General features: G+C 41.9%; 24 protein-coding genes. 13 read left to right on the top strand and 11 right to left on the bottom strand.

From position 1 onward, the window contains the following. Positions 1-58 precede the first annotated feature (58 nt). Both ACPUEN_RS19330 and ACPUEN_RS19325 read right to left on the bottom strand, forming a co-directional pair. Positions 59-625, bottom strand: coding sequence for a Pycsar system effector family protein (locus ACPUEN_RS19330; RefSeq protein WP_111612757.1), 567 nt, complete (start codon positions 623-625; stop codon positions 59-61). Positions 626-815: 190 nt separating this feature from the next. Continuing rightward, positions 816-2,990 (bottom strand): B12-binding domain-containing radical SAM protein, encoded by a 2,175-nt coding sequence (locus ACPUEN_RS19325; RefSeq protein WP_425637575.1) that lies wholly within the window; start codon positions 2,988-2,990, stop codon positions 816-818. A 187-nt stretch (positions 2,991-3,177) separates the two neighbouring features. On the opposite strand from ACPUEN_RS19325, the gene ACPUEN_RS19320 reads away from it, so the two are divergent. Both ACPUEN_RS19320 and ACPUEN_RS19315 read left to right on the top strand, forming a co-directional pair. Next, positions 3,178-4,065: a dienelactone hydrolase family protein gene (locus ACPUEN_RS19320; protein ID WP_425637574.1), complete on the top strand. Its 888-nt coding sequence runs from the start codon at positions 3,178-3,180 to the stop codon at positions 4,063-4,065. Between the two features lie 118 nt (positions 4,066-4,183). After that, positions 4,184-4,966 (top strand): NYN domain-containing protein, encoded by a 783-nt coding sequence (locus ACPUEN_RS19315; protein ID WP_111612760.1) that lies wholly within the window; start codon positions 4,184-4,186, stop codon positions 4,964-4,966. A gap of 191 nt (positions 4,967-5,157) precedes the next feature. Here ACPUEN_RS19315 and ACPUEN_RS19310 read toward each other — a convergent pair whose 3' ends face one another. The 6 genes from ACPUEN_RS19310 to ACPUEN_RS19285 all read right to left on the bottom strand — a co-directional run bounded on the left by ACPUEN_RS19310 (position 5,158) and on the right by ACPUEN_RS19285 (position 11,060). Next, positions 5,158-6,303, bottom strand: coding sequence for a DUF4221 family protein (locus ACPUEN_RS19310; RefSeq protein WP_425637573.1), 1,146 nt, complete (start codon positions 6,301-6,303; stop codon positions 5,158-5,160). A 50-nt stretch (positions 6,304-6,353) separates the two neighbouring features. After that, positions 6,354-7,235, bottom strand: a complete 882-nt coding sequence (locus ACPUEN_RS19305; RefSeq protein ID WP_425637572.1) for a formate/nitrite transporter family protein — start codon at positions 7,233-7,235, stop codon at positions 6,354-6,356. 112 nt (positions 7,236-7,347) lie between these two features. Next, positions 7,348-8,370, bottom strand: a complete 1,023-nt coding sequence (locus tag ACPUEN_RS19300; protein WP_425637571.1) for a hypothetical protein — start codon at positions 8,368-8,370, stop codon at positions 7,348-7,350. A 139-nt stretch (positions 8,371-8,509) separates the two neighbouring features. After that, positions 8,510-9,178 carry a 3-keto-disaccharide hydrolase gene (locus tag ACPUEN_RS19295; protein ID WP_425637570.1) on the bottom strand — a complete coding sequence of 223 codons (669 nt, stop codon included), beginning with the start codon at positions 9,176-9,178 and terminating at the stop codon, positions 8,510-8,512. 240 nt (positions 9,179-9,418) lie between these two features. Next, positions 9,419-9,814, bottom strand: coding sequence for a group III truncated hemoglobin (locus ACPUEN_RS19290; RefSeq protein WP_425637569.1), 396 nt, complete (start codon positions 9,812-9,814; stop codon positions 9,419-9,421). A 4-nt stretch (positions 9,815-9,818) separates the two neighbouring features. Further along, positions 9,819-11,060, bottom strand: coding sequence for an ectonucleotide pyrophosphatase/phosphodiesterase (locus ACPUEN_RS19285; protein ID WP_425637568.1), 1,242 nt, complete (start codon positions 11,058-11,060; stop codon positions 9,819-9,821). Positions 11,061-11,529: 469 nt separating this feature from the next. Between ACPUEN_RS19285 and ACPUEN_RS19280 the strand changes: the two genes are divergently transcribed. Beyond that, the gene (locus ACPUEN_RS19280) at positions 11,530-12,204 is read left to right on the top strand and encodes an OmpA family protein (protein WP_425637567.1); all 675 of its coding nucleotides are present in this window, start codon (positions 11,530-11,532) and stop codon (positions 12,202-12,204) included. A 76-nt stretch (positions 12,205-12,280) separates the two neighbouring features. On the opposite strand, the gene ACPUEN_RS19275 is transcribed toward ACPUEN_RS19280, so the two are convergent. After that, a complete protein-coding gene (locus ACPUEN_RS19275) occupies positions 12,281-12,796 on the bottom strand; it encodes a GNAT family N-acetyltransferase (protein ID WP_425637566.1) in 516 nt (171 codons plus the stop codon). Between the two features lie 199 nt (positions 12,797-12,995). Then, positions 12,996-13,922 (bottom strand): SGNH/GDSL hydrolase family protein, encoded by a 927-nt coding sequence (locus ACPUEN_RS19270; RefSeq protein WP_425637565.1) that lies wholly within the window; start codon positions 13,920-13,922, stop codon positions 12,996-12,998. A gap of 174 nt (positions 13,923-14,096) precedes the next feature. On the opposite strand from ACPUEN_RS19270, the gene ACPUEN_RS19265 reads away from it, so the two are divergent. The 9 genes from ACPUEN_RS19265 to ACPUEN_RS19225 all read left to right on the top strand — a co-directional run bounded on the left by ACPUEN_RS19265 (position 14,097) and on the right by ACPUEN_RS19225 (position 24,379). Next, a complete protein-coding gene (locus ACPUEN_RS19265; RefSeq protein WP_425637564.1) occupies positions 14,097-14,981 on the top strand; it encodes a DUF808 domain-containing protein in 885 nt (294 codons plus the stop codon). Between the two features lie 151 nt (positions 14,982-15,132). After that, positions 15,133-15,762 (top strand): NAD(P)H-dependent oxidoreductase, encoded by a 630-nt coding sequence (locus ACPUEN_RS19260; protein WP_425637563.1) that lies wholly within the window; start codon positions 15,133-15,135, stop codon positions 15,760-15,762. 179 nt (positions 15,763-15,941) lie between these two features. Further along, a complete protein-coding gene (locus ACPUEN_RS19255) occupies positions 15,942-18,242 on the top strand; it encodes an FdhF/YdeP family oxidoreductase (protein ID WP_425637562.1) in 2,301 nt (766 codons plus the stop codon). Positions 18,243-18,747: 505 nt separating this feature from the next. After that, entirely contained in the window at positions 18,748-20,160 is a 1,413-nt protein-coding gene (locus ACPUEN_RS19250; RefSeq protein ID WP_425637561.1) for a sodium:solute symporter family protein, read from the top strand. Beyond that, entirely contained in the window at positions 20,150-21,529 is a 1,380-nt protein-coding gene (locus ACPUEN_RS19245; protein WP_425637560.1) for a glycosyl hydrolase, read from the top strand. Before ACPUEN_RS19250 ends, ACPUEN_RS19245 begins: the two co-directional genes overlap by 11 nt. Beyond that, the gene (locus ACPUEN_RS19240) at positions 21,526-22,971 is read left to right on the top strand and encodes an NADH:flavin oxidoreductase (protein WP_425637559.1); all 1,446 of its coding nucleotides are present in this window, start codon (positions 21,526-21,528) and stop codon (positions 22,969-22,971) included. Before ACPUEN_RS19245 ends, ACPUEN_RS19240 begins: the two co-directional genes overlap by 4 nt. Beyond that, positions 22,968-23,738 carry a 3-ketoacyl-ACP reductase gene (locus ACPUEN_RS19235; RefSeq protein WP_425637558.1) on the top strand — a complete coding sequence of 257 codons (771 nt, stop codon included), beginning with the start codon at positions 22,968-22,970 and terminating at the stop codon, positions 23,736-23,738. Before ACPUEN_RS19240 ends, ACPUEN_RS19235 begins: the two co-directional genes overlap by 4 nt. Before the next feature lie 72 nt (positions 23,739-23,810). Continuing rightward, positions 23,811-24,032: a DUF433 domain-containing protein gene (locus tag ACPUEN_RS19230; RefSeq protein ID WP_111612776.1), complete on the top strand. Its 222-nt coding sequence runs from the start codon at positions 23,811-23,813 to the stop codon at positions 24,030-24,032. Further along, the gene (locus tag ACPUEN_RS19225) at positions 24,029-24,379 is read left to right on the top strand and encodes a DUF5615 family PIN-like protein (RefSeq protein WP_425637557.1); all 351 of its coding nucleotides are present in this window, start codon (positions 24,029-24,031) and stop codon (positions 24,377-24,379) included. The genes ACPUEN_RS19230 and ACPUEN_RS19225 overlap by 4 nt, the downstream gene beginning before the upstream one ends. A gap of 16 nt (positions 24,380-24,395) precedes the next feature. On the opposite strand, the gene ACPUEN_RS19220 is transcribed toward ACPUEN_RS19225, so the two are convergent. Continuing rightward, on the bottom strand, positions 24,396-24,965 hold the full coding sequence (locus tag ACPUEN_RS19220) for an aspartyl/asparaginyl beta-hydroxylase domain-containing protein (protein ID WP_425637556.1): 570 nt from the start codon (positions 24,963-24,965) through the stop codon (positions 24,396-24,398). A 133-nt stretch (positions 24,966-25,098) separates the two neighbouring features. Between ACPUEN_RS19220 and ACPUEN_RS19215 the strand changes: the two genes are divergently transcribed. Further along, on the top strand, positions 25,099-26,202 hold the full coding sequence (locus ACPUEN_RS19215) for a Gfo/Idh/MocA family protein (RefSeq protein ID WP_425637555.1): 1,104 nt from the start codon (positions 25,099-25,101) through the stop codon (positions 26,200-26,202). Positions 26,203-26,390: the final 188 nt, after the last annotated feature.

The raw sequence follows: 26,390 nt of genomic DNA, 5'->3' as shown, positions 1-26,390 counted from the left end.
AAAATTCAAGAACAGGTTAATTCTCACAACTTAAGCTTAAGACCCTCGTCAACAAGGTTTATAACGCGATTAAGTATATAAAAAAAGTAACTACTCCTACAGCCAACCCAATGATAAAAACTGTATAGGCATGTGCCAAAAGCTTATATTTTCTATTTAAAACCTTGCCTTGATAATATAAGGAAATGGCCATTTGCTCTTGAACTTGTTTTTTGGAAGGCAAGATTTGATCAATTTCAGTGAGATATTCTTCAAGCGTAAAATGGGAGCTAACTCCAAAAAACATCACACTTGACTTAGTCTCCTCCTCATGATTTTTTCTCCTCCCTAGAAATTTAGGACGGGCGGCCTGCACAGCCAAAATAGTAGACACTAGGCAAGTCGTGATTAAAACCATGATTGGAATCAAGGTCGTTGTCTTTTGATAATCAAACTGTTGGGAAATAGTTCCGTAGCCAATAATCGCAACTAAAGAGGAAATCACCAGCGCATTGATGCTGATCACAATATTAGCTTTGTTGTCAGCAATCTGCAGTAGATTACAATTATTCATAAAAGTCACTCTAAAAAAAGTCTGAGTTGCTCTCTCTGTTTTATCTTTCTTTGGTTCCAAAAATTCTTCCATTTCTTTAAAGTTATTCAAACTGAATTTACAATTAATTTACCGAGAAGCTGTAAGTCTCAGAGAGTGTTTAAATTAGACATTTCCTCTCAAATTCATATCAAAGAGGGAAATCATTGATTGTCTTTCTGACATACTAAAAACCAGATTATTTCCCACTTAACTACGGTTCCAAGAAAAGTCGAATGTTACCCTAAAAAACCAACAATCCATGCTCCCTCAGAATCTCCCAAACTTCTGATTCCAGCATCTCCTCAAAGTCACCAAACTCCGACTCGTAGCTTTCCCGAATTGGTTTGAGCGTATTGAGGTTTTGGGAATAGCCTATTGTTTGCAGCATCTCATAGATCCATTCTCCTAACTCCAGTGGAAGCTCCATTGCGAAGTCTTCTTTTTTACCTGAGAAAATCAACTCAGAAAGTTCGTCCTCTTCGAAAACTTGTAATTCCGGCTGAGCACCAATCCACAAGATTCTATTTCGATCTTTGTATTCGGGAGAAGGCTCATTTCTAATTTCGTTTGCTATATAATTCTTTGGAATTGTTGTTTTCGGAACCCTAGTCTCAAACCAGTCCTGAAGTGGCAGATCAAAGCAGACGCCATGCATGTAATTGAAAAGTGATTTTCGCAGCCCCTCTCCGAAAAGCTCATGATCTGCGCCTGTAGGATCATCATGGGGTAGGTCATTATTCGCAAATGTACCCGCTACTGGCATCAAATTCACTGCTCCAAAAGCTTTTGGATCCAAGCCAACGGGACTGTGGGCGGTCATAGCGAATCTATGCCAGAAACCCGATTGGATGACACCTGCTTGAATTAGTTGTCGCACCATTTCCAGCGAATCAATCGTCTCTTGAGCTGTCTGCGTAGGAAAACCATACATCAGATAGGCATGTACCATGATGCCCGCTTGAGTAAAATGATTGGTCACCTGAGCTACCTGTGAAACAGTCACACCCTTTTTGATCAAAGCCAACAAACGATCCGAAGCCACTTCCAACCCACCTGAAACAGCGATGCATCCAGAAGCTCTCAGCAAGCGACAAAGATCTGCCGTAAAACTGCTTTCAAAGCGGATATTCGTCCACCAGGTAACAGAAAGTTGTCTTCGCAAAATCTCGATCGCCAAGTCCCGCATCAAAGCAGGCGGAGCTGCTTCATCTACAAAGTGAAAACCGTTCTGGCCCGTTTGGGCTATGATTTCCTCGATGCGATCACACAGAATCGAAGCGGTGATCGGCTCATATCTACCGATGTAATCCAGCGAAACGTCGCAGAACGTGCATTTTCCCCAATAGCAACCGTGTGCCAATGTCATTTTATTCCAGCGACCATCCGACCAAAGTCTATGCATGGGATTGGCCACTTCGATCACCGAGAGGTAATCCCGAATCAGCAAATCGCTGTAATCCGGAGTGCCTACTTCCCGTTGAGAAACATCTTTGACGGCGTTGTTATTACAATACTTCACTTGACCATCAATCCTGGTAAAGGTTCTCTTCAACTCAATCACCGGTATCTTCCCATCCAGATGATCGAGCAACAAACGAATCGGTGCTTCCCCATCATCCAAGACGATAAAATCCATATAGTCAAAAACTCGAGACTCCTTCAGCGAGCGCAACTCTGTATTTGGAAAACCTCCACCCATCCAAAGCACCAAGTCTGGATGATGCTTTTTGAGGTATTGCCCGCATTTGAAAGCACCGTAAAGGTTCCCTGGAAAAGGCACTGAGAAAGCCACAGAAGTAGGTTGGTACTGCTGAATCTTTTGCTCCAGCAAGTCACAAAGCAACTCATCAATCAATCTTGAAGGCTGATTCAAGGCTTCCTGCATTTCATCAAAAGAATTGGCTGACATGCCCAGTCGCTCGGCATAGCGGCTAAATCCAAAGTGCGGATCAATTTGCTCGGAGATCAAATCCCCAATATCCTCCAGATACAGGGTAGCAAAATATCTTGCCTTATCCCGAATTCCCAGTGTACCAAAAGCCCATTCCAAATCATCCAACTGCTCAAAGCGACTTGCCTCAGGCAGGTAATCTCCTTCGGCAATTCTATACGCAAGCGTCGGGTTTTTATCCTGCAGAAAAGCAATCACTGGATCAATCGTTTGTAGGTAATTGGCTTTCAGACGAACTATCCGAGCGATGTTATCAGACATTTCAGCCTCATTTGCTTCTATTTCGGCAAAGATTTTGGATAAACCCTGTTTGGAAAAAAGCTGCAAAATCACTTCAATTCCTAAATCCACTTGGTTGGATGCTACACCGATTTGATTGAGGTAACCTTTCAGATAAGCTGTCGCCGGATAAGGCGTGTTGAGCTGCGTAAAAGGAGGGGTGATGAAAAGGATTTTTTGAGACAAAATAGTAAGCGTATGATATTTGGCTGCAAGTTCGGAAGAATAATAGGAAGTTGGAAGTGGGAGGTTTGGAAGTTGGAAGTTAGAAGTTGGAAGTTGTTTGTTCTTGGTTCTTGATACTTTGTACTTTGTACTTGATACTTAGTACTAATTTCTTGTAAATTACACAACAACCCATAACACCAATACCATGAAAGAATTAAAAAAAGAAGACATAGATCAAGGCGTTTTTGACCTATACGATGCATATGCTCACAATAAACTGGAGCGAAGACAATTTATAGAGAAGCTTTCTGCTTATGCAGTTGGTGGTGTGACCGTCGCCGCGCTGATGAGTGCGATGATGCCAAACTATGAAGACACCCGCACAATCAAAGCAGATGATACTCGCTTGGAATCAAACTACATTATCTACGATTCTCCCAAAGGAGGAGGCAAAATCAAAGGATTGCTTTCCACTCCTGCCGGAATGAGCGGTAAAGTTCCGGGAGTAGTAGTCGTCCATGAAAACAGAGGTCTCAATCCTTACATAGAAGATGTGGGAAGGAGAACGGCGGTAGCTGGTTTTATTTCTTTGGCGCCAGATGCGCTGACACCACTTGGCGGCTATCCCGGCAATGACGATGAAGGTAGAGCGATGCAAAGCAAGAGGGATCGGGACGAAATGCTAGAGGACTTTATCGCAGCTTATGAGTATTTGAAAAGCCACCCTGACTGCAATGGAAAAGTAGCTGTGGTAGGTTTCTGCTTTGGGGGCTGGATATCCAATATGATGGCCGTTAGAATTCCCACACTAAATGCCGCCGTTCCTTTCTATGGAGGCCAACCATCAGCAGAAGAAGCTGCGCAAATCAAAGCCCCGCTGATGCTCCACTTTGCTGCCCTTGACGAGCGGGTAAATGCAGGCTGGCCAGCATACGAAAAAGCGCTAGATGCTAATAATGTGGAAAATCAGGCCTTTATGTATCCAGATGTGAACCACGGATTTCATAACAATACCACACCGAGATATGATGAAGATGCCGCAACATTGGCCTGGGATAGGACGATTGGTTTTTTTAAGGAGAAGCTGGGGTAAGAAGACTTCTATCAATTATTCTAAGTGCCAGGCATAACACTCCTGGCACTTTCCTTTCCATATCACAACCTCGGCTTAGTAATTGCTACCTTAAGGGCAATAACTTATATTTTTATACATGAACAACAACAAATTCAACATCGCCGTCCTTATCGACGGGGATAATGCACAAGCAAAATTGATCAAGGAAATTCTCGAAGAGGTTTCCAAATACGGCAAAGCCACCATTCGAAGAATTTACGGAGACTGGACCACACCACATATGAATAGCTGGAAGGAAATGATCAACCTACATTCTTTCAGTCCCATCCAAAAATTTTCTTACACTACAGGCAAGAACTCCACCGACAGCTCTATGATCATCGATGCGATGGACATACTTCACAGCGGCAGTGTGGACGGTTTTTGCATCGTTTCTTCGGATTCAGATTACACGGGTTTGGCCAAAAGAATACGTGAAGAAGGTATGTTTGTGATGGGAATCGGACGCAGAATCACCCCAAAAGCATTTGTACAGTCCTGTGAGATTTTTACTTATGCGGAAAACCTTTTGCCTGCAGAAAAACCAAAATCGACTACCAAAAAAGCAGAGAAAACTCAAAGTAATACTGCCCGCAAGAATGTAGTCGTAAACGAGGAAATCAAAAAAGAACAGCCTGAAAAAGAAAGCGCGGAGCTTGATCTCAGCATCATCGACAAGGCTTTTGAAATCTCCTCGGATGAGGAAGAGGAAATCCACATTGCCAAGATCGGGGCCTCATTGAGAAAAATAGACCCCAGTTTTGATCCAAGGTCCTATGGCTTCCGCAATCTTACGGAGCTATTCAAGAACTTGGACAAATACGTGTTGGTGAAGAATCTGGTGAATGGATTGAACTACCCGCTGGTGAAATTGAAGTAGGAAAAAAGCTGGGAGACCGAAGACGGGAGACCGAAGTATCGTCAATTTTAGTGTTCATCATTTTCTATCTTGCTTTTTTATTTTTTGTCAAAAAGACTCAATTTTAAAAAATTGGGCTAGACGCGATGATGTAAGCTACTTCTGTCTTCGGTCTCCCGTCTTCCAGCTTTTCCACCGACACCGGCCATTCCTCACTCTACTTCTTCCAGCTTAAACACTTCAAAGCTCATCAAATCTTCCTCGTTGTTGGGATTGTCTGGATGGCTGATGGAGATGTAAAGTCCTTCCTGACTGACAAAGGAATTTCCCGGATAGTAGGTGTTTTCAGGGAAGAGCGTTTCTCCTAGTACATTCAGTTCTTTGTCCAAAATCATCACAGCAAACTTCCGGGGGAATCTTCTAAGCTGTTCAATTTCACCCTCACTTTCCACTACTACTTTCGGGTAAACAAAGCGGTAAAAAACTCCGCGATATTGGTCCCACAAAATACGTTCGTAACGGTCCGAGGCAAAGACGTACTTCATGGTGCTAAATCGATCAGTTGCTTCACGAAAACTAGGAAAGCCTTGATCCACGAACTGGCTTTTGGCCTCCACACTTTTATTTAAATTCCCATCTAAATCCGCGACATATAAGTTGTGGTCGGCGACTAGCGAATAGACTAATTTTTCTCCGTCAGAAGCCATGCTGAAATCCAATAGTTTTGGCCCTGAAGTATTATAGCCGGCTGGCCAGGTGATAGGCAATAGCTCTACTTCGGAGCTCTTCAAGTCAATCACATAGCTAAGCTTTTTTGAGGCAAGCGTATCATCCGACACCTCTCTTAGGTCTGCTCCAAATTTTGTGTTCACCAGCAATTTATCTCCCCTCAGAATGGGTGAATAGCTATAGTGGGCATTGTATACAAAGGCAGGGGTATAGCTAAGTGGTGGTTCGTAGGTATATTTTGCTTTGAATTTTGCGCTTGTGTCGGTGAGATTGAGATTGAGACTAGGATATCCAAATAAAAAAATACTATCTAAATTCTGCACATGAATCCCCAAAACCTCTCCTACTCCTTCGGGTCCTTCCAGATCAAAAATCATTCGCTTCTCCATTTTCCTTGAACCCAGATCATATAACTGCACCTCATTATTTGTCTGATTCACATTGAAAAGCCAAGAACGATCCTCTCCCTGAAATGCCACTAAACCACCACTTACATTCGAAGTCTGACTATCTATTGGAAGTGAAACAAGCTGCCCGTCGGATACCAACTTCTGTGGGGTAGTAATATCTTTCTGACTACATGAAAAATATAACAGCGCTATAATAATTGGGAGTATCAGTCTTTTCATTCTCCAAGATAAATATCACCAACTAGCTATCTAAGTTAATTTACCTTAACTCAGTTTTTTGAAACAATATTGAATACAAAGGCTCTGTATTTCAACAGAGCTACGAATGTGGCTCCGCCAAATGCATTCCCGATCAAGGCTGTGCTTTGGAAAGCTATATAGTCCCAAAGTGAAATATCAGGAGAGATTAACATTCCGGAAAAAACCTCCACGCTACCGATAATGCTGTGATGCAATCCTGTGAATGACATGACCGCAGTTATGATAAAAATCATCACGATTCTACTGATCGTATCCCTGGAGGAAGCAAGCAGCCATGAAAGTAAACCCATCAACCAACCTGCAACAATCGCACTGACAAAAATCACCGCTGTACTTGGATGAATGACATGTGTGGCAATTTCAACAACAACTTCAGTAGTAAAAATCCCCAAATGAGGGCCAAGCCAGAGTAAAATTAATGCGATTATATAGCCTCCAACGAGGTTTCCGGCGATTACCACTCCCCAGAGCTTAAACATACTCCCGGCACTTCGCTTTTTATTCAAAACAGGTAGCGTCAGCAAAGCTGTTTGTTCGGTAAAAAGAATACTTTGTCCCAAAACCACCAAGATAAATCCCAGCGGGTAAACCAATGACACAATACGGATCAAGGAACTATCAGCCACTGAGCCAATCAAAAAAAAGTAAAGTGAGCAAATCAGTAGGTAGCTAAAACCAATCTCCAGTCCTGCAGTGAGCGAACTCGTAAACAAGCTCTGATAGCTTTTGTCATACGTTTCCAGAGCATCTACAATCTGATCACGAAGAATCTCTCCATGGGATTTGGCAGAGTCAGACCCCTTAGACTTTGACTTTTTCAGCTCTTTATCAATCTCTTTCTGCTGCTCTTCGGCAACTTGCTCCTCTGTTTTTTCTTTTTTCCAAGCCATTAAAATCGGTGGTTACAGGTGCTCTTTGTCTTAAATTAATCAGAATTGACTAGAAGCAAACAAAAGCCTTTAAATCAACTTTCCTTGTCTAGTCACTGATCAACTAGAAAAACTACTCGGAGGTTCTGCAGGCAGATAAAATATTGATTTCAAAAAGTCGATCGTCTTTCAGAACTACAAAAAATTCTTTCAGATAAGTAGTCATATTCTTAACCTCCTGATCAGGCACCAAATGTGCCAGCTGCTGAATATGATCAAAAAGAAGCTGCTCTTTGCTCAAAAACTCATCTCTAATTGTTTTCATTAGCGCCTCATCCCTACAAAACCCTCTATACAATCGTTGGCTCACGTCGTCGATATCAACTAGGCTACTGACTTGTGCATAAGGCGGCTTTACCATGCCGGTCATGTCAAAATCATAGGCCAAGGGAATAGCAGTTTTCGAGTCCAGCTTTAGGATTTTCATGTTATGCTGGTATAGACTCGACCAGTCTGTGTTGCCAATCATGTATTGAAATAAATCATGACGAACTGCTGCAGTATCCTCTAGAAAAGTACCGGCTACTTTCTTATTTTCCAAAACCTCTGCATCGAAACGCTCAGCAACCTTATCGTCATCTTCAATCAAAAAGCCCAAAAACTGCTCGGTTCGTCCTTTTTTATCGTCCTCATTTTGAAAGTTGACCCGAATCATCCGTGTTTTGAACGTGTATTGGCTCACTTCTTCATAGAGTTGGTAGCAGAGATATTCCTTTACTATAAATGAATCAGCATTATTATTAGTAGCACAAGGGAAAACTATTTTCAAATTTCTACTTCCATCAAAAATATTCCCTTTCCCCTCCCTCTTTTTTAGCCTCATTCTGACGGGTGGATAAAAACAATTTTCCCTACGGAAGTTACCCCTAACCCTAAGTCCCACATCCAAAGTATCTTGGGAACCATCCGTGTTTTTATAGATTAAATACGAATCCAATAGCGTGGAATCATTGGTTTCATTGCGAAGCTTTTTCACTGAAAACTTCATGCTGACTTCTAAAATTTCATCTGAATCAAACAATAGCTCCTCTTGCTGTGCGACTGCAACAAGAGAAATAAAAATGAAACAAGAAATGAGGGACAAAAACTTTTTCATACTCCTATATTTTAAGCTTAAAAAAACAAATTAAACTACTTCCATAAGGCTATTCAAACCTGACTTAACCTTTCTAAGGTATACATTTTCAGGACTTAATGAACAATATTTCTATTGATTGAAGTACTGTCAAGTGATATTAAAGCTTCGTTAGCATAACATTTTTAAACTCTACCTCTGCTCCTTCTGCCTGCAAAGCTATTTTACCCCGGGTAGCAGTGGCATTAAATCCATCATTGACTAAATCACCATTTAACCAGACAGTTACTTTATCTGCATCGCAGCGTATTTTTATATGATTCCACTCGCCTAAGGGCTTTTCGGAATCGTCTGTAAGATTTTTAATTCTTCTCAGCTTTCTACCGTTTACTCCCCAATTCTCCTTTGGTCCACGTCTTGCCTCCATGTCCTCCACTTCTATATTTTGCTCTATGCACCAAAAATCCCCGGCGTTAGAATGCATCAACTGAACCTCAATAGACTTAGGGAACATATCGTAGAGCGCTCTCGGAGTAGATGCATGAACCAATATCCCACAATTGCCCGGCTCTCCAGCAAAGCGATAATCAAGCTCCAAGGTATAATTATCATACTCAGCATCGGTGATCAAGTGGCCCTGAGGGTTTCCCAAACTCACTAACAACCCATCACGGATGATAAAAGGGATTCTCAGCGAACTATCTGCTTCCAAATCCGGGACATCCATGTGCCAGCCCTCGAGACTTTTTCCATCAAAGAGATCGATGGTTTGACTTTGGGCGAAAAAAACAATGGAAGCAAAAAACAGGATAAAGGTGATTCTTTTCATGATTTTGGGATAGTGTTAAAGTTTCCTTAAGCTAAAAATAATACTTCAATTCTCATGATGAACGTCCTTAAATACTATTTATGGCAATAAGTATCAAGTAGAGAGACCTATTCCGACAGTTTAGTTTATGACTTCAGTCCTGTCCGACTATAGGCGGGTTTGAACCAAAAATAATGCTGCCTTCAGACTGCATTTGGTCTAGGCATTGACATGCACCACCTGAAAACTGACAACTGACCACTACTTCACCCTCGCTTCCCAAATCCTCATAAAAAGCATATGTGCCATTCTTCGCGCATGCTCCTTGGCGTAGTTGGTATTTTCTCCTTCAAAATATCGATCCAAGGTCTGAAACCAGAGTTCAAGCCAATTCCCAAAGTGGGCCTGCTCTATGCTATTATCCACCTCAGCATCTACTTGGCGATGAACTCGGACAGGATTAAACTTGCCTGCACCAGGCCCTGTCTGGAGTAAAATCATTTCCCAGAAATCACTGAGATGCACTAGATGAGTATCCCAATCTTTGACTACTCCATTGAAAATCGGCCCCAACGTATCATGCTGACGTATTTGATCATAAAAACGCCTCACCAAAAAATCAACTTCCTTCCTCGATTTGATATCAATCTTATCCATTATTTTACTTCAAAATAGGCTCCAACACTTCCAATCTCCCATCAATATTCTCAGGAATAGGAAGTCCAAGAATCTTGCATATCAATGGATACACATGAACATTCTGAAAAGTTTCAATTTCCAACCCAGACTTGAAGGCCGGGCCATTTGCATAAAAAATCGAATGCATATCCTTATAGGCCGGACTATAGCCATGCTCCCCAAAAGTATCCGTGTCTAATCTGTCCATATTGTCTCGCATTCGAGTCAATGTGGTCTCCCAAGCCAAATAATAGTATCTATCAGGTATGATAAGTATATCCCCAATTCTATCCTTATACATTAAATCCTGGTAGTTTTCCTTTTCATCCACGTCCGTGACATGAATTGGAAGTCCAGATTGTTGAAGCTGCTTGATTATTCTCTCCTTGTCTTGCTGATCTTTCAGGTACACGTGAGCCAAAGCACCACTATTGACAATTCTAGCTGGAATACCTTTGGTTAATGCTGTCAAATCGATGAAGTGATCCGGAGTCACGTCCATCATGCCATGATCTGACACCAGGATTACATTGATGTCTAAATCATAACTTTTCAGACCTTCGAATAACGAGCCCAACTCGTGATCTAGCTTAGTCAGCGCTTCCGAAAGCTTTTTATCATTGCTAGGTCCATAGCGATGGCCCACATCATCCATATCCGAAAAATACATAGTAATCAACCTGGGCCGCTTTTCTTCCGGCAATTCCAGCCATTTGAATACCTCCGTAACTCTGGTAAGGTTGCTTACATTGCCATTGTAATCATAATAGTAGCTCGGCCTCACCCCTTGCACATCGGCTTCGGACCCCACGAAAAAGTAACTCGCCGCGATCATATTATTTTGCTCTGCCAGCACCCAAAGCGGCGTACCTCCATACCAAGTCCCGTCCTGGACAAGCTCCTTTTTACCTATTCCGTAAGTCAAATCTTTCTTCGGGTCATAAAAAGAATTATCTACCAACCCATGATGCTCTGGCTTTAATCCTGTAGCGATAGTGTAGTGATTTGGAAAAGTCTTGCTTGGAAAAGATGGCATCATACTCTCTGCTGCCACACCTGCGGCAATGAAACGTGATATATTTTCTGGCTTAAAACGGCTTACATAATCGTATCGAAAGCCATCAAGCGAAATCAAAATGACTATAGGTTCTTTCTTTTCTTGAGAAAAAGTGAGAATTGGCAATGAAACTAGCACCAGGAGCAAGAGAAAATATAATTTCTTCATAAAATAAACTTTACGCAAAAGTACTTGCTGGTCGTTTCGGAAGCAATCCTATTATCACTAATAACAGTTTGGTGAAATCAGGGGGTTGACAAAGCACTCTTTTTAAAAAAGGAAAGGTCTCCAAACAAATCCTTCTGGATCAGAACTAGATTTGGTGCAAAAAGGCAGTAGAACCTCACTGGATGATCAGGATTTTTTTTGAGATAAAAACACAACTAAAAACTATCTCTTCTCGGGGAATCCCACATCAATTCCATCCCTTGTAACCGCAAAATCGGGAATATTTTCCCATGAAGAAAATCACAAAACAGCTCTATTTAGGTAATAAACGATATGGTACGTGAATTGGAATTAAGCCTAGCATCAAACAAACTATGATATGAAATCAAGCGGTTTGAAACTGTCCTTATTCAAGTGCAAAATCAATCTCGCGAGATTCCATATCACCTTTGAAAAAACTACTATAGATATGAAAACGACCAACAAACTTTTAATGGCTGCCCTAATCACCTCGACTACTTTGGGTGCTGTAAGTTGCAAATCAAGTAATGCAGTAAAAGGCGGGGCTATAGGCGGCGCAGCAGGTGGAGTACTTGGTGGAGTGATCGCAGGGAAAGGTAATACCGCTGTCGGAGTATTGATAGGATCTGCAATCGGTGGATCAGCCGGTGCCATCATCGGAAATGAGATGGACAAAGCAGCTGAAGAGTTGCAGAGAGATCTGGAAGGTGCCACTGTAGAGCGTGTTGGGGAAGGCATTAAAATAACCTTCGATTCTGGCCTGATGTTCCCTGTTGACAAATCTGAATTAAGTGCAGCGTCTAGGTCTAATTTAACTGAGCTGGCTGAGACTTTGAAAAAATACGAAGAGACGAATATTCTCGTAGAAGGTCACACTGACAACACAGGAGCAGATGATTACAATATGGACCTATCACGCAGGAGAGCATATTCTGTAGAAGATTACCTGGCAGCTAACGGAATAGCCAAAAGTAGAATGGAAATCACTGCTTATGGTGAGATGCAACCCACGGCCACCAATGACACAGAAGCAGGTCGTCAACAAAACCGAAGGGTGGAAGTAGCGATCTACGCGAATAAAAAAATGCAGAGAATGGCTGAACGAGGAGAAATTGGAGAATAAATTTTCTTTGATCGATCCCTATTTATAGATCCGAAAGGCGACCAATGGTCGCCTTTTTTAGTTTTTATTTTTTCATTCAAAAATGAATTCTCATCAAAAAATCGGTCTGGATTTCATCCCCAAAAGGAAAAGGATGTGAACTGAATATGCTCAAACCATTTTTTTCGTAGAATTTAATCGCTCGCTTGTTCTTCTCCCATACACCTAGCCAGAGGTATTTTTTCTTATTTAGCTTCGCAAAATTAATGGTGTGATTCAGCAAAACCTTCCCTAAACCAAGCCCGATGTACTGATCCAGGAGATATAAACGGGCAACTTCAAGGCTTGAATTATCCTGAAGATCAGTCTGTGCTGGCACAAAATTGACTTTAGCGTAGCCAGCCAATTTGCCATCTACTTCCAGAAGAAAAAAAACTGATGCTGGATTCTCGATCTCCTCGGTAAACTGCTCCTCAGTGAATGCTTCCTCAAGGTAAGCATGTACATTTTCAATTTTATTTCCTTCAGTAAAGGCCTGAAGGAATGCAATCTTAGCCATTTCTAACAAAGAACTCAAGTCAGCAAAATTGGCTTTTCTGATCAAATAGGGCATGCGGCAATTGTAGTATTAAGAAACAGGCTTTCTTAGAAGCGCTTCAATTTTGCCACAAATCTAAGCTGATTTTCTCTGCATCAACCTTAAATCGGCCCTTTTACAGAAAGAAATAAAACACCGAAAACCGAACTGATAAAACGTCATTTAAATATTTCACTAGGGTTCAAAATCACTCTAAAGTGAAACTGCTTGACATCTACCTCAATAACTCTCTGATTTGCTTTTCAATCTCTATTGCCTTGTCCTCAGCTTCTTTCAAAGGTATTCCTTCAGCAAGTCCCGGCCTCAAATGACCAATTGCTGTGAGCCACGCATCCCGAAGCAAGGCTTGCCTTTTTGCAACTAAACCCAAAACTTCTTGACCATTAGGAAAGGATGCGAGTGCCTCATCGATGTAGGCATAGTTTTTCACCTCAGATTGCCCTAGTCCTAGCAATATCTCCTTTGCCATCAACCAATGCCCCATTTCTCCTGGGTGAATGCCGTCTTTTGCCAGATAAAAAGTGCTATCCAAATCCCGCTGATCTTCCAGATAGTTAAGCATTGGCCAGTGAATATCGATCACATTCCACCCATCGGTATATCTTTTTGACAGTAACCAATCCGAATAATTATTCAAGACATTGGCATAAGCCGGTCCTTTTACGGGATCATAAACAGGTGGCGTCACGAAGATTGCCTCAGCTCCAATTTCATTAATCTTCTCATCTAGCCAGTTGATCCCATCCTTATATTTTTGAAATCTTCCTTCATCTAATGGCAGATAAATCCCATCGTTCATTCCGTAATTCACAAATACTAAATCAGGCTTCAATTGCTCGAATACCCTATCCAATCGCTCGTGAAGGTCTGGTCGGGGAAAAGCACCATTCGCATGATTTTCCTCAGACAGCCCAGAAACCGTCTCAGATGGCAGGCCAACATTGACCCATTCCAATTCTCGATCTGGATATTTCAACCGATAGTACGTCTCCACATAACTGATGTACTGACCCGAATAAGTGATACTATTCCCCAAAAAAACTATTCGCTGCGTATCTGCAGGGATCTCATAATTAGCTTGCGATAAAACAGAAAAACTTGGAAGTATGAACAGTAAGAAAACAAAGGCAAAACGTATCATGATCTGAGTTTTGGAATAAAACGTGTATTTAAATCCAAGTTAAAAAGATATCAGCTCCCTCCTGCAATATCGTTTTTTAGGAAACCTGCATTTGTGCGCATCGATTGAGCAAACTATCTTCACTTTCTTTTGCCCCAGAAAGGCAACAACTTTCATAGACTTTAAATAACAAAAATGGCTTCAGGACTATTTGCATTGCTAGATGATATTGCCACGCTGATGGATGATGTAGCGGTAATGAGTAAAGTGGCAGCAAAAAAAACTGCCGGGATTTTAGGTGATGATTTGGCTGTAAATGCCGAAAAAGCTTCCGGCTTCGTCTCCGATCGTGAGATTCCTGTACTTTGGGCTATCACGAAAGGATCCCTGCTCAATAAAGTCATCATACTCCCAGTGGCCTTTCTGCTCAGTGCCTTTATACCCACTGCTGTCACTATCATCCTTCTAATTGGAGGACTCTACCTTGCATACGAAGGTGCAGAAAAAATCTACGAATACCTTACTCCTGGGAAGCATGTTAAAACTATAGTACTTGAAGAAGACATTTCTGAAAAAGAAGTTCTCCGTCGGGAAAATGAAAAAATAAAATCAGCCATACTTACAGATTTTATCTTATCGGTGGAGATTGTAATTATTGCTTTGGGAACAGTTGCTACCGAACCAATTTTAGAGCAAATTCTGGTAGTGACTGTGATAGCCCTTTTAGCCACCGTAGGTGTCTATGGCATAGTCGCACTAATTGTTAGAATGGATGAATTTGGAGCTCGACTTATTGCTCTAAATGATAAAAAAGACTCCTTTTCAGACAAAGTCGGTCTTTTATTAGTCAATGCACTACCCAAAATAATCAAAGCAATGGGGATCATTGGTACCATCGCATTACTCCTCGTTTCTGGTGGAATCTTCGTTCACAACTTAGATTTCATGCATCACCTTTTCCCTTCCATCCCATCGATCCTTACAGAATTTCTTGTAGGATTAGTCGTAGGTTTCGTTGTTTGGGCGGTTATTCATTTTGGGAAAAAGTTATTTGCAAAAAACAAACCTGTAACTCCTTAATCACTAACCTAAAGAACAAAAGTTGCCTTCAGAAACTAAACAATGTATATACATTTATTTTCTATACAATGAACTTTCTAAAGCTTGCCTTGTTTAAGTTTTATTACTTCTGAGTGAATCCTCAGGACTTTGAAAACTGAACCAACATAGTATGCAAGTTTTAGAAAATTTGAATTGGCGATATGCCACCAAGTCAATGAATGGAACGCCCGTTCCACAGGAAAAAGTAGACTACATCCTTGAAGCAGTGAGACTTTCTGCCTCTTCTTCCGGATTACAGCCTTATGAAATCTTAGTCATCACAGATCAAGCAACAAAGGAAAAAATCAAACCTATCGCTTGGAATCAAAGCCAAATCACAGATTCATCGCACGTGTTGGTTTTTGCTGCTTGGGACAACTACACTCCTGAGCGTATCAATGGCGTATTCAAATACAACAATGAGCAGAGAAATCTTCCAGACTCTGTCACCGATGAGTATCGCAACATGCTTTTGACTAGCTTTACAGCGAAAACTGCAGAAGAGAATTTCACTCACGCAGCTAAGCAAGCTTACATAGCGTTAGGTACGGCACTGATCGCTGCCGCCGAGCAGGAAGTGGACTCCACTCCTATGGAAGGTTTCGATCCTGCGGCTTTGGATGAGATCTTGGATCTGAAATCAAGAGGACTTCGATCTGTGATCGTTTTACCTCTAGGCTATAGAAATGAAGATGGAGACTGGTTAGTAAACATGAAAAAAGTACGTACTCCAAAAGAGAAATTTGTGACAGTCATCTAACTGGATAGATTTTCTAAATACAATAAGCGGATTGGGCAAAAGGTCAATCCGCTTTTTTGTTTTAGCCTAAAGAACTTCATCCATTAGAATAGACAGAACCATAAATCCTCTTATTGCCAAACATTTCGGATTACATATTTCTTTTAACTTTAAGCACAGGACCTTCAGAATTAACACATATGCCTTTTCCAATCCGAAAGAACATCCAAACCCAAAGCTCTACCGAATTTACAGGAATTGAGCTGACAAAACCTGCAAACTATGCCGCTGGATTTACGGGAGTAAAAGTAGCTCTTCAGCACACGTTTAAGGAAATGGGAGTTATAAAGTCCTTTCAGACACTTGCCCATATGAATCAAAAGGATGGGTTTGACTGTCCGGGTTGCGCATGGCCAGATCCTGAGCAGCCTTCCAAAATCGCTGAGTATTGCGAAAATGGCGCTAAGGCTTTGGCCGAAGAAGCTACTAACAAAGAAGTAGACAATGCTTTTTTCTCAAACTATTCTGTGCAGGAAATCTCTCAATGGTCGGATTTTAAAATCGGGAAAAGTGGGCGTTTGGTAGCGCCTATGCTCCTCAAGCCTGGCTCCAACCACTATGAAGAATGCACTTGGGAAGAAGCTTTTAGAATTATCGCAGATCATCTTCACGCGCTGGATAATCCAGACCAAGCTATATTCTATACTTCAGGAAGGTCCAGTAATGAAGCAGCATTTCTCTACGGACTTTTTGCGAGAGCATTTGGCACGAACAATATGCCAGACTGCTCCAATATGTGCCACGAATCCAGTGGAATCGGCCTTTCGGAAACCCTCGGAATAGGAAAAGGCTCAGTGAAATTAGAAGATTTTGACAAAGCTGAAGTGGTGATGGTAATCGGGCAAAACCCCGGAACCAACCATCCCCGAATGCTTTCTGCATTGGAAAAATGTAAGAGAAACGGCGGTAAAATTATCAGCGTCAATCCACTTCAGGAAGCCGGATTGATACGATTCAGAAATCCTCAGGAAATCAGCGGAATGCTACTCAATGGCCATGGATTAACAGACATCTATCTTCAGGTGAAAATAAATCAGGATGTCGCTCTTTTAAAACTGATAGAGAAAAAGCTAGCTGCTCTAGATAAGGCAAATGGAAACGTTTTTGATCATGAATTTATAGAGAAATACACAGAAGGTTATGATTCACTTTTAGCACATTTGGACACCCACAGTGAACAAGAATTACTGGAACTTTGTGGTGTAGATGAGAAATCAATCGACGAAACAGTTACCCTTTTAGCCCAAAAAAGCAAAATCATCATCTGCTGGGCGATGGGACTTACCCAGCATAAAAATGGCGTAGAAAACATCAAAGAATGCGTCAATTTACTTTTGCTAAAAGGAAGTTTAGGCAAACCAGGCGCCGGCACCTGCCCCGTTCGAGGACATAGTAATGTGCAGGGGGACCGAAGCGTAGGTATTATGCATTTTGTCTCCAAAGAACTGAATGCCGCGATCAAAAAAACTTTTGGGTTTGATGCGCCAGAACATGAAGGCGTGGATGTGGTCAAAGCCATTCCTGCCATGCATGAAGGCAAGGCGAAACTATTCGTTGGTCTTGGTGGGAATTTTGTGTCAGCAGCTTCGGATACTGAATACACCGCCAAGGCACTTCAGAACTGCGATCTTACCGTTCAGATCAGCACCAAACTAAATCGAAGTCATTTGATTACCGGCAAGACAGCGCTGATTTTACCGACGCTGGGAAGATCTGACAAAGATTTGAAAGATGGAAAACAACGGCATTTCACCGTAGAAAACAGCATGGGCATCGTCCACCAATCCAAAGGCTTTCTCGATCCAATTTCAGACAATATCAAAAGTGAACCAGAGATTGTTGCTGGAATTGCTGCTGCCTATTTCAGGGAAGATCACCCGGTAAAATGGAAATCTCTTGGATCCAATTACGAGTTGCTGCGAGAGAAATTAGGCGAAGTGATTTCGGGCTTCAAAGACATGAATACTAAATCGGAAGGTTTTGGTTATTACTTACCAAATAATGTGAGAGAACTGGATTTCAGTAAACTCCCAAATCAAAAAGCGCAGTTCTCCACTACTACTCTGCCTGTTCACGAACTAAAAGAAAACGAATACCTACTCATGAGCATCCGCTCACACGATCAATTTAATACGACGATTTATGGTTTGAACGATCGCTACAGAGGAATTCACAACGAGCGTCGTGTGCTCTTTATGAATGAAGCTGATATAGCTCGGGAGAATCTCAAGAAAATGGACGTGGTAAATATCCTAAGCAATTATGATGGGCAGGAACGAAAAGTATTTCAGTTTTTGGTGATCCCCTACAATATACCCAAAGGCAATCTTGCCGCTTATTATCCAGAAACAAACCCACTTATACCTATCCATGAATATGCTGACAAAAGCAATACCCCTATTAGCAAGTCGGTGCGTGTGAGCTTAGAAAAAGCTATTTGAGTTTTTTAAGTAATAAACAGGTATGAATTCCTGAAGTCCAACTTTCGCAACTCCCTCTTTTTCAAAAGGGGCCCAAGTGGGATTTTGCTATTTATAGGCATGGTGTACTTATAGACCTACTAATCCTATTGCAAAAGCAAAATTTGCGCAATTTCATGGAAACCATTTCGTAAGAAAATCACCAAAAGGGAATGACCACAGGTTAGTATTAAAAGAGATAATTACTATTTTAAGCCAAACTTAAAATGATCTTTAGGTAAAACCCGAATTATCCAAAATAACCTTAACCTTTTCTCATGCAATCCAAACAATGGAAGATCTTGGTGCTTGTAGTCATATGTTTGACCCTCGGCTCCTTTTTATTTCTTTTTAAAGAAAACAAACTCGAACCCATCCTAGCTGGAATCCCCTTTGTCTTTTGGACAGGATTTCTTATTACGGCATTAGTTGTATTTGCCACATTTTTGGGCTCAAAATTATTTCCATTTGAAGATCCGAAGAAGCAATGATCGGTTGGTTAATATTCTTCTTCACGCTGTTCCTGGCCATGCTGGGATACGCCTCTTACAGATCTTACAATAAAGAAAGAACCTCCGACGACTTTATTTTCGCAGGCTCAAACATCGGAACCATATTGGGCTTTCTGACCTTTTCGGCAGCATTATTCTCTGCATTTACCTTTATGGGCATGCCGGACTTCTTCCGAACACACGGTGTGGGTGCTTGGATTTTCTTAGCTTTTTCGGACGCCTTGATGGTCTTTTTCCTGATTTGGTTTGGGTACGCCTTAAGAAAGCGCGCTTCTATCAATGGGTATAAAGGCGTTGCCGGACTAATGAAATCCTGCTATGGCAATTCGTTTGCAGGGTATTTAGTCTTTGCTAGTGCCTTCCTATTCCTAATCCCTTATGTAGCGATTCAAATCCGTGGAATCTCCATCTTTTTGGATGCGGCTTTCCCTGATATACTTCCGTACTGGTCTTGGTCAGCACTTTTAGTATTTATCATGCTAATCTATTCTGAGATCGGCGGACTAAAAGCCATCGTCTATAGCGATGCTATTCAAGGGGTAATCATGCTAACAGTAATCTGGATTATAGGTGTGACCTGCCTCCAAATGAGCGGAGGCCTAGAAGCTGGTCTGGCTACAGTAGCTTCTACTAGCCCAGACTTACTAACACTTCCAGGTCCAAAAGGGCTTTTCACCAGTCCATTTCTTATAGCCTCAGCGATAGCCATTGTTCTGATCCCTGTGTCTCAACCTCAGTTTACTACTCGGTTGGTCGTCATGAAAAACCTGAAATCCGTCCATAGAATGGCATATGCAGTAGGTATTTTTGCTATCTTGGTCATACTACCAACAGCTTTTATCGGACTTTATGGTGCGATAAAATACCCAGAGGCCAGCACTGCGGATTTCCTGACCAATGCGCTTTTGTTTGATCAGGCAGTTCCAGTTGCCGCACTCGCAGTCGTAGGTTTATTTGCTGCTTGTCTTTCGACAACAAATGCCCAGATTTTCGCCTTGGGCACCGAACTAAGATCTATGCTTACAGGTTCAGATCAATCCAACATGCGAATCACAAAGATTTCCATCCTCGTATTTTCACTGATTGTTTTGGTATTTTCCACCTATATGAGTGATGAGTTAGTATTGCTTGCTCGCGTAAGTTTTGCAGGTACTTCTATGATTGCTCCGGTGGTTTTAGGAGCGGTGATGTATAAAAACCCACCGAAAGAATTGATTTACCTTTCTACTCTTGCTTTGGTAACATTCGTATCATCCCTAGTTGGAATCGTCCCTTCGATTATCGCAGGTTATCCATTGGATTTCTTGATGTATTGCGTACTCTTCGTTATCACATTTATCTTGATGCTTCGCCATCATTTGACTCAAAAAACTACTCATGAAGCTTGATTCAACTATTTCAATACATGATTTGGAGGCATCTCTCACAAGATTTTGGGAGCTTTCCGGAGAAAAAATAAACCTAATCAAATCCAATTTCGACACTGCGAATGGCGCGCCTGTTTTCACTGAAAAAGGAAAATACGTTACCCGTGGCTGGACTGAGTGGACTCAGGGGTTCCAATATGGATCGGCGATCTTGCAATTTGACGCTACTGGAGATGAACAGTTCTTGAAAATCGGTAGAGACAGCACCCTTAACAAAATGGCACCTCACCTTACCCACACCGGAGTGCATGACCATGGATTCAACAATGTGAGTACCTATGGCAATTTGCTTCGCCTGATCAAAGAAGGAAAAATGAAAGGTGCCGACTGGGAGAAAAACTTTTATGAACTGGCACTCAAAGTCAGTGGAGCTGTGCAGGCAATGCGCTGGACGAATACGACTGATGGGGGCTATATTTATTCATTCAATGGCCCGCATTCACTTTTTGTGGATACCATTCGCTCCTGTCGTGCTCTGGTTGTTTCTCATGGATTGGGGCATGTGCTGCAAGGAGAAAACGACAAAAGAATCTCACTGATCCAACGTGCGATTCAGCATATTTTGAGCACGCTCCGCTATTCTATCTTCTACGGAAATGGAAGAGACACCTATGACGTATCAGGTAGAACGGCTCATGAAATCATCTTCAACACAAACGACGGAAATTACCGCTGTCCAAATTCCCAGCAAGGCTACACTGGATTCAGCACCTGGACGCGAGGCTTGGCTTGGGCAATTTGCGGAATAGGGGAAACACTGGAAATCCTGGATAAAATTGATGAAAGCGATTACTCTTCCATTATTTCTAAAAAAGGCTTCGTAGAAGAACTGAAAAAGGCAGCTATCGCCACCTGTGAATTTTATCTAGCTAACACACCTACTGATGGCATTCCCTATTGGGATACAGGAGCACCAAATTTGCATAAAATGGGAGATTACCTGAACGAGATATCTGATCCTTTCAATGCCCATGAACCCATAGATTCCTCCGCTGCCTGCATCACCGCACAGGGTTTGATCCGGATTGGAAATTGGCTAAAAAGCATTGATCCAACCCGATCGGAAAAGTATCTCCAAGCAGGGATTCAGATCGCTAAAAACCTATTCTCTGAGCCTTATATCTCTACTGACCCAGGGCATCAAGGTTTGATTCTTCACGCGATCTACCATCAGCCAAATGGCTGGGACTACCGTCCAGAATCCAATAAAGCTGCATATGGAGAGTCTTGCATGTGGGGAGATTATCACGCCCGAGAACTTGCTTTACTACTTCAGCGCATGCAAAAGGGTGAGACCTATTACAGCTTCTTTAACTGTGTAAGCCAATGAGCACTGGAAAATACAAACCGCAATACCCAAGAGTCGCGCAACTAAAGACTGCAGAAGACCTAAGTGTCCACCTTTCTAAAGAAGGGATTGAAATGGGTTTTGACAAAGAATTAAAGACAGGTGCAAACTCACCCTTCGCCAAAACTCATACCACGCGCGCTGGCAACAGTATTGGAAATGCATTTTGCATCCTGCCAATGGAAGGCTGGGACGGCACTACCGATGGCAAACCCACCGAACTCACGAAAAGACGTTGGAAGAACTTTGCGATCTCTGGAGCCAAATTACTCTGGGGCTGCGAAGCGGTAGCTGTACAGCCTGCAGGACGGGCAAACCCTAACCAACTCATGATCAATGAGCAAAACCTGGGTGACTTTGAAGATCTGTACCAACTTGTAAAGCAGGAACATGAAACTGCTTTTGGTAATTCTGATGATTTACTCACTGGATTGCAATTGACACATTCGGGCAGGTTTTGCAAGCCTAATAGCAAAACAAAAATGGAACCTAAGATCCTTTATTCCCACCCGGTTTTAAATAGAAAATTTGGACTGGCAGAGGATTATCCACTGATGACAGATGGAGAAATCTCCGAATTAATCGATGCGTATGTGATTGCTGCTGTGCGTGCACAGAAGACCGGATTCAAATTCGTGGACATCAAACATTGTCATGGATATTTAGGTCATGAATTTCTCAGTGCTTATGATCGGGAAGGGAAGTATGGCAAATCATTGGAAAATCGCACCCGTTTCATCAGAGAAATAACCGCAGGAATCAGAGCTGAAGCACCAGGACTGGAGATTGGTGTTCGTATGAGTATTTTTGATTGGATGCCTTTCAAGCAAGGTCCGGAAGGAACTGGGATCCCCGCAACTGAAGCTCCTTATAAATATGCTTTTGGAGGAAATGAATCTGGTCAAGGGGAAGATCTTAACGAATCTTTTCAGTTCCTAAAGGAATTGGAAAACTTGGATATTGAACTTCTCTGCACCACAGCAGGTAGTCCATATTACAACCCCCATATTCAGCGCCCAGCACTTTTTCCTCCATCAGATGGCTACATGCCGCCTGAAGATCCACTTCATGGCGTAGCCCGACAAATCTCTGCTGTATGTGAGGTAAAGAAAGCTTTTCCAAATTTCTATACGGTTGGCTCAGGCTATTCTTATTTACAAGAGTGGCTACCAAATGTGGCTCAGAATGTATTGGAAGAAGGAAAAGCTGACTCGATTGGCTTGGGAAGAATGGTACTAAGCTATCCAGAATTGCCAGCAGATGTGTTGGAAGGAACTCCTATGAAGCGGGCAAAAATCTGCCGTACGTTCTCAGATTGTACAACGGCCCCAAGAAACGGAATGATTTCTGGCTGCTTTCCACTGGATCCTTTTTACAAAAAAATGGAAATACACGAAACACTTAAAACGATCAAAGCATCATGAGTCGAGTAGCATTAGTCACGGGTGGATCAAGAGGAATTGGCTTGGGAATAGCACGCAAACTTGCCGAAGCTGGAATAAACCTCGCCATCAACGGAGTGCGCGAAGAGGCGAGTGTAAGAGAAGCTTTGGAAGAACTGAAAGGATACGGTGTTCGGGTAGAATACCTACAAGGAAACATTGCCTCCAGCGAAGATCGCCAAGCTATTGTTGAAGGTCTGCTGGCCAAATTTGGTAAAATTGATATTCTGGTCAATAATGCAGGAGTAGCGCCGAGAACCAGAAGTGACATATTTGATATTACAGAGGAAGACTACGATCATCTCATGGAGATCAATCAAAAAGGCACTTTTTTCCTGACTCAAGCTATCGCAAAATGGATGGCAGATTTGAAAACAACCAATCCTGATTCGGAAATTTCTATAGTCAATATTACCTCTATTTCCTCTACGGTAGCCTCCACAACCCGGGCTTCCTATTGCATGTCAAAGTCCGCGCTATCCATGCTTTCTAAAGTTTTGGCGGTGAAAATGGCTGAATTTGATATCCCAGTTTACGAAATTCGACCAGGCGTTATCGAAACGGATATGATCGAAAAAGTACGCGAGAAGTACCACGAGGGAGTAAAAAACGGAATGACGCTAGAGCGAAGAATGGGAGTTCCTGAGGATATTGGCAAAGTAGTCGCTGCGTTAGTAAAAGGAGATCTCCCCTATTCTACTGGTCAGGTTATTTGCGTGGATGGCGGAATGACTATATCGAGGATGTAGTATACAGATTAGATTCAAACAACATCAATACGATTTCGTAGACATTGTTGTCTGATTTTACGACATTTAGCTATGGAATTTAATAAATATATCGAAATCAATCCCAGCAAACGTTTTGGAAAACCAACTATCATCGGTACTAGAATTTCAGTAGCAGATGTTTTAAACTGGTTAGCAAACGGAATGACCAAAGAGGAAATTATTTCCGATTTTCCAGAGCTGTCCGTAGACAGCATTCACGCCTGTTTGTTATTTGCAGCAACGAGAGAAAAACAATTAGGAATAGCATCATGAAGCTCTTGTTCGATCAGAACATTTCCTTCAAAATTGTAAAACGGCTTTCAGATATTTACCCAGAAGCAAAGCAGGTTAGAGAGCTAGGAATTGAAAATTTTTCAGATAAAGAAATCTGGGAATATGCCAAGCGCGAAAATTTTATAATTGTCACCTTCGATGCTGATTTCTACCATTTTTCAATTGTGTGGCAGCACCCGCCCAAAATCATTTGGATCCGTTCAATTTCCCAATCTACAAATGTGATTGAAGCATTATTTAGAAAGCACCTACTAGATATCCAGTTTTTTAACGAAGATGCGACCTTGTCTTGTCTGGAGCTGATGGGAAAAACTCAAATGGACTGAAAATCAGTTGTTTGAACTAGGCTAATGATTTAGTCAGTATTTCACTTAGCCATTCATTAACCTTCAAATCCAACACTAAGTGAATCCTGTCAGATTCCCCTTCATTTATGACTCGATGCGGATCAGATAGCCTAAGGTACCAGCACTCACCTTCCTGCATCTTCACTTTAGTGTTATTTACAAAGAAGCTTACCTTTTCGTTGGTGAAAATAGGAATGTGAACTCTAACTTCTCCTTCATCTAGGTCATAATCCCTATGTTCCTTTATTTCCGATCCCGAAGTCAGTTTCATCAATCTGACGGAACATTTTTCTGCCTCAAAACAAGCCAAAACAGATTTAATATAGGGACAAAGTTCCAAAAAAGGAGTGGCGACAAAATCATAATCACCGGGAATAGCAGCTGCCATCTGAATAGGGTGAGTCACACCTGGCTGTGCCGTCAGCGGAATCACAGACCAGCTTCCTTCGTAATTCTGTCTTACAAAATGACCGATCCACTCAACGTTAATCAGATTTTTTACTTCTGACTGGAGCTTAAGAATATCAAAATAAAATGGAAGTTGAACCCTATCTGAATTGCGCATTTATAAAAAGTTGTCGTGCATATGCACATTAAATATAGCTCTTTAGTTTTGGGTAACAAGTGCTAAAAACCATCCCCTCCTTGCAAAGTCAATCCATTTTCTCGAGTTTGTAGTTCGCTAACATCACTGACCCATGATCACCCGCATACTGCTTTCTTTCCTCTTCCTTTTATTCTTCAGTTTCCAATCTTTGGCGCAGCAGAAGCGAACCAAAATCGGGGTAGCAGGACTCACGCACGGGCATGTAGGCTGGATTTTGAATGCAAAAGATCGTGCTGATCTGGAAATCGTAGGAATTGCTGAACCGAATAGAGCGTTGGCAAAACGTCTGACTGAGCAACATGGAATTTCTATGGATTTGGTTTTTGACACCATAGAAGAAATGCTTGAAAAAACGAATCCTGAGGCTGTGACTGCATTTGGAAATATCTACGATCACTTGGCTGTGGTCGAAGCATGTGCGCCGAAGGGCATTCATGTCATGGTGGAAAAGCCTTTGGCGGTAAGCTTAGAGCATGCTAAAAAGATGAAGGCACTTGCAGAAAAACACAACATCCACCTCATCACCAATTACGAGACTACTTGGTACCCAAGCACTTTCAAGGCTTATGAAATCCTCAAAAGTGGAGAAGTGGGTGACTTGCGAAAAGTAGTAGTACGCGATGGTCACAGAGGACCGAAAAAAATTGGTGTAAGCGACGAATTCCTAGAATGGCTGACTGACCCAAAACTGAATGGAGGCGGAGCTATCATCGATTTTGGGTGCTATGGAGCAAACCTGGTCACCTGGCTAGAAAGTGGGAAGCGTCCAATTTCTGTCACTGCTGTCACTCAGCAGTTGCAGCCTGAAAACAATCCAAAGGTGGATGATGAGGCCACAATCATCTTAAATTACGAGAATTCACAAGCCATCATCCAGGCATCTTGGAACTGGCCAATTGGCAGAAAAGACATGGAAATCTACGGGCTTACCGGAGTGATTTATGCTGACAATCCTACTGATGTTCGAGTTCTTCAGGCTGAAGGCTATTCAGGTTTTGAAGAAGAAAAGCTGAAACTTGAATATCAAAACACTCCTTTTGAAGATCCTTTTACTCTTTTTCTAGCAGTGATTAATGGTGAGCTAACTCTTGAGGAATATGCCCTTCCTTCTTTGGAAAACAATATGATCGTAGTTGAAATACTATCTGCAGCAGTAGAAAGTGCGAAGACTGGGAAGACGGTTTATTTGAAGTGAAGGAAGTTGGAAGTCAAAGAGCACTATGCTTTAACTTTTGTCCAACATGAATGAGCGACCAATAAAAAGCCGTTCGTTTGGACCTTCCTTACAGTAGGCAGGCACGAACGGCGGCAATAGATCTCATTTCTTGACTCTTGGTTCTTGACTCTTGATTCTTGGCTCTCAAGTCTTGCTACTTATGTATT

The sequence above is a fragment of the Algoriphagus yeomjeoni genome (genome assembly GCF_049821175.1).
In the GTDB taxonomy this organism is placed as follows: domain Bacteria; phylum Bacteroidota; class Bacteroidia; order Cytophagales; family Cyclobacteriaceae; genus Algoriphagus; species Algoriphagus yeomjeoni_A.
Note: the sequence above shows the minus strand (reverse complement) of the source record. Positions and strands in the feature narration are given on the sequence as shown.

What these genes read in the sequence shown, in the direction of transcription:
- ACPUEN_RS19330 (WP_111612757.1), bottom strand. Translation starts at nt 625, where the DNA reads ATGGAAGAATTTTTGGAACCAAAGAAAGATAAAACAGAGAGAGCAACT.
- ACPUEN_RS19320 (WP_425637574.1), top strand. Translation starts at nt 3,178, where the DNA reads ATGAAAGAATTAAAAAAAGAAGACATAGATCAAGGCGTTTTTGACCTA.
- ACPUEN_RS19315 (WP_111612760.1), top strand. Translation starts at nt 4,184, where the DNA reads ATGAACAACAACAAATTCAACATCGCCGTCCTTATCGACGGGGATAAT.
- ACPUEN_RS19310 (WP_425637573.1), bottom strand. Translation starts at nt 6,303, where the DNA reads ATGAAAAGACTGATACTCCCAATTATTATAGCGCTGTTATATTTTTCA.
- ACPUEN_RS19305 (WP_425637572.1), bottom strand. Translation starts at nt 7,235, where the DNA reads ATGGCTTGGAAAAAAGAAAAAACAGAGGAGCAAGTTGCCGAAGAGCAG.
- ACPUEN_RS19300 (WP_425637571.1), bottom strand. Translation starts at nt 8,370, where the DNA reads ATGAAAAAGTTTTTGTCCCTCATTTCTTGTTTCATTTTTATTTCTCTT.
- ACPUEN_RS19295 (WP_425637570.1), bottom strand. Translation starts at nt 9,178, where the DNA reads ATGAAAAGAATCACCTTTATCCTGTTTTTTGCTTCCATTGTTTTTTTC.
- ACPUEN_RS19290 (WP_425637569.1), bottom strand. Translation starts at nt 9,814, where the DNA reads ATGGATAAGATTGATATCAAATCGAGGAAGGAAGTTGATTTTTTGGTG.
- ACPUEN_RS19285 (WP_425637568.1), bottom strand. Translation starts at nt 11,060, where the DNA reads ATGAAGAAATTATATTTTCTCTTGCTCCTGGTGCTAGTTTCATTGCCA.
- ACPUEN_RS19280 (WP_425637567.1), top strand. Translation starts at nt 11,530, where the DNA reads ATGAAAACGACCAACAAACTTTTAATGGCTGCCCTAATCACCTCGACT.
- ACPUEN_RS19275 (WP_425637566.1), bottom strand. Translation starts at nt 12,796, where the DNA reads ATGCCCTATTTGATCAGAAAAGCCAATTTTGCTGACTTGAGTTCTTTG.
- ACPUEN_RS19270 (WP_425637565.1), bottom strand. Translation starts at nt 13,922, where the DNA reads ATGATACGTTTTGCCTTTGTTTTCTTACTGTTCATACTTCCAAGTTTT.
- ACPUEN_RS19265 (WP_425637564.1), top strand. Translation starts at nt 14,097, where the DNA reads ATGGCTTCAGGACTATTTGCATTGCTAGATGATATTGCCACGCTGATG.
- ACPUEN_RS19260 (WP_425637563.1), top strand. Translation starts at nt 15,133, where the DNA reads ATGCAAGTTTTAGAAAATTTGAATTGGCGATATGCCACCAAGTCAATG.
- ACPUEN_RS19255 (WP_425637562.1), top strand. Translation starts at nt 15,942, where the DNA reads ATGCCTTTTCCAATCCGAAAGAACATCCAAACCCAAAGCTCTACCGAA.
- ACPUEN_RS19250 (WP_425637561.1), top strand. Translation starts at nt 18,748, where the DNA reads ATGATCGGTTGGTTAATATTCTTCTTCACGCTGTTCCTGGCCATGCTG.
- ACPUEN_RS19245 (WP_425637560.1), top strand. Translation starts at nt 20,150, where the DNA reads ATGAAGCTTGATTCAACTATTTCAATACATGATTTGGAGGCATCTCTC.
- ACPUEN_RS19240 (WP_425637559.1), top strand. Translation starts at nt 21,526, where the DNA reads ATGAGCACTGGAAAATACAAACCGCAATACCCAAGAGTCGCGCAACTA.
- ACPUEN_RS19235 (WP_425637558.1), top strand. Translation starts at nt 22,968, where the DNA reads ATGAGTCGAGTAGCATTAGTCACGGGTGGATCAAGAGGAATTGGCTTG.
- ACPUEN_RS19230 (WP_111612776.1), top strand. Translation starts at nt 23,811, where the DNA reads ATGGAATTTAATAAATATATCGAAATCAATCCCAGCAAACGTTTTGGA.
- ACPUEN_RS19225 (WP_425637557.1), top strand. Translation starts at nt 24,029, where the DNA reads ATGAAGCTCTTGTTCGATCAGAACATTTCCTTCAAAATTGTAAAACGG.
- ACPUEN_RS19220 (WP_425637556.1), bottom strand. Translation starts at nt 24,965, where the DNA reads ATGCGCAATTCAGATAGGGTTCAACTTCCATTTTATTTTGATATTCTT.
- ACPUEN_RS19215 (WP_425637555.1), top strand. Translation starts at nt 25,099, where the DNA reads ATGATCACCCGCATACTGCTTTCTTTCCTCTTCCTTTTATTCTTCAGT.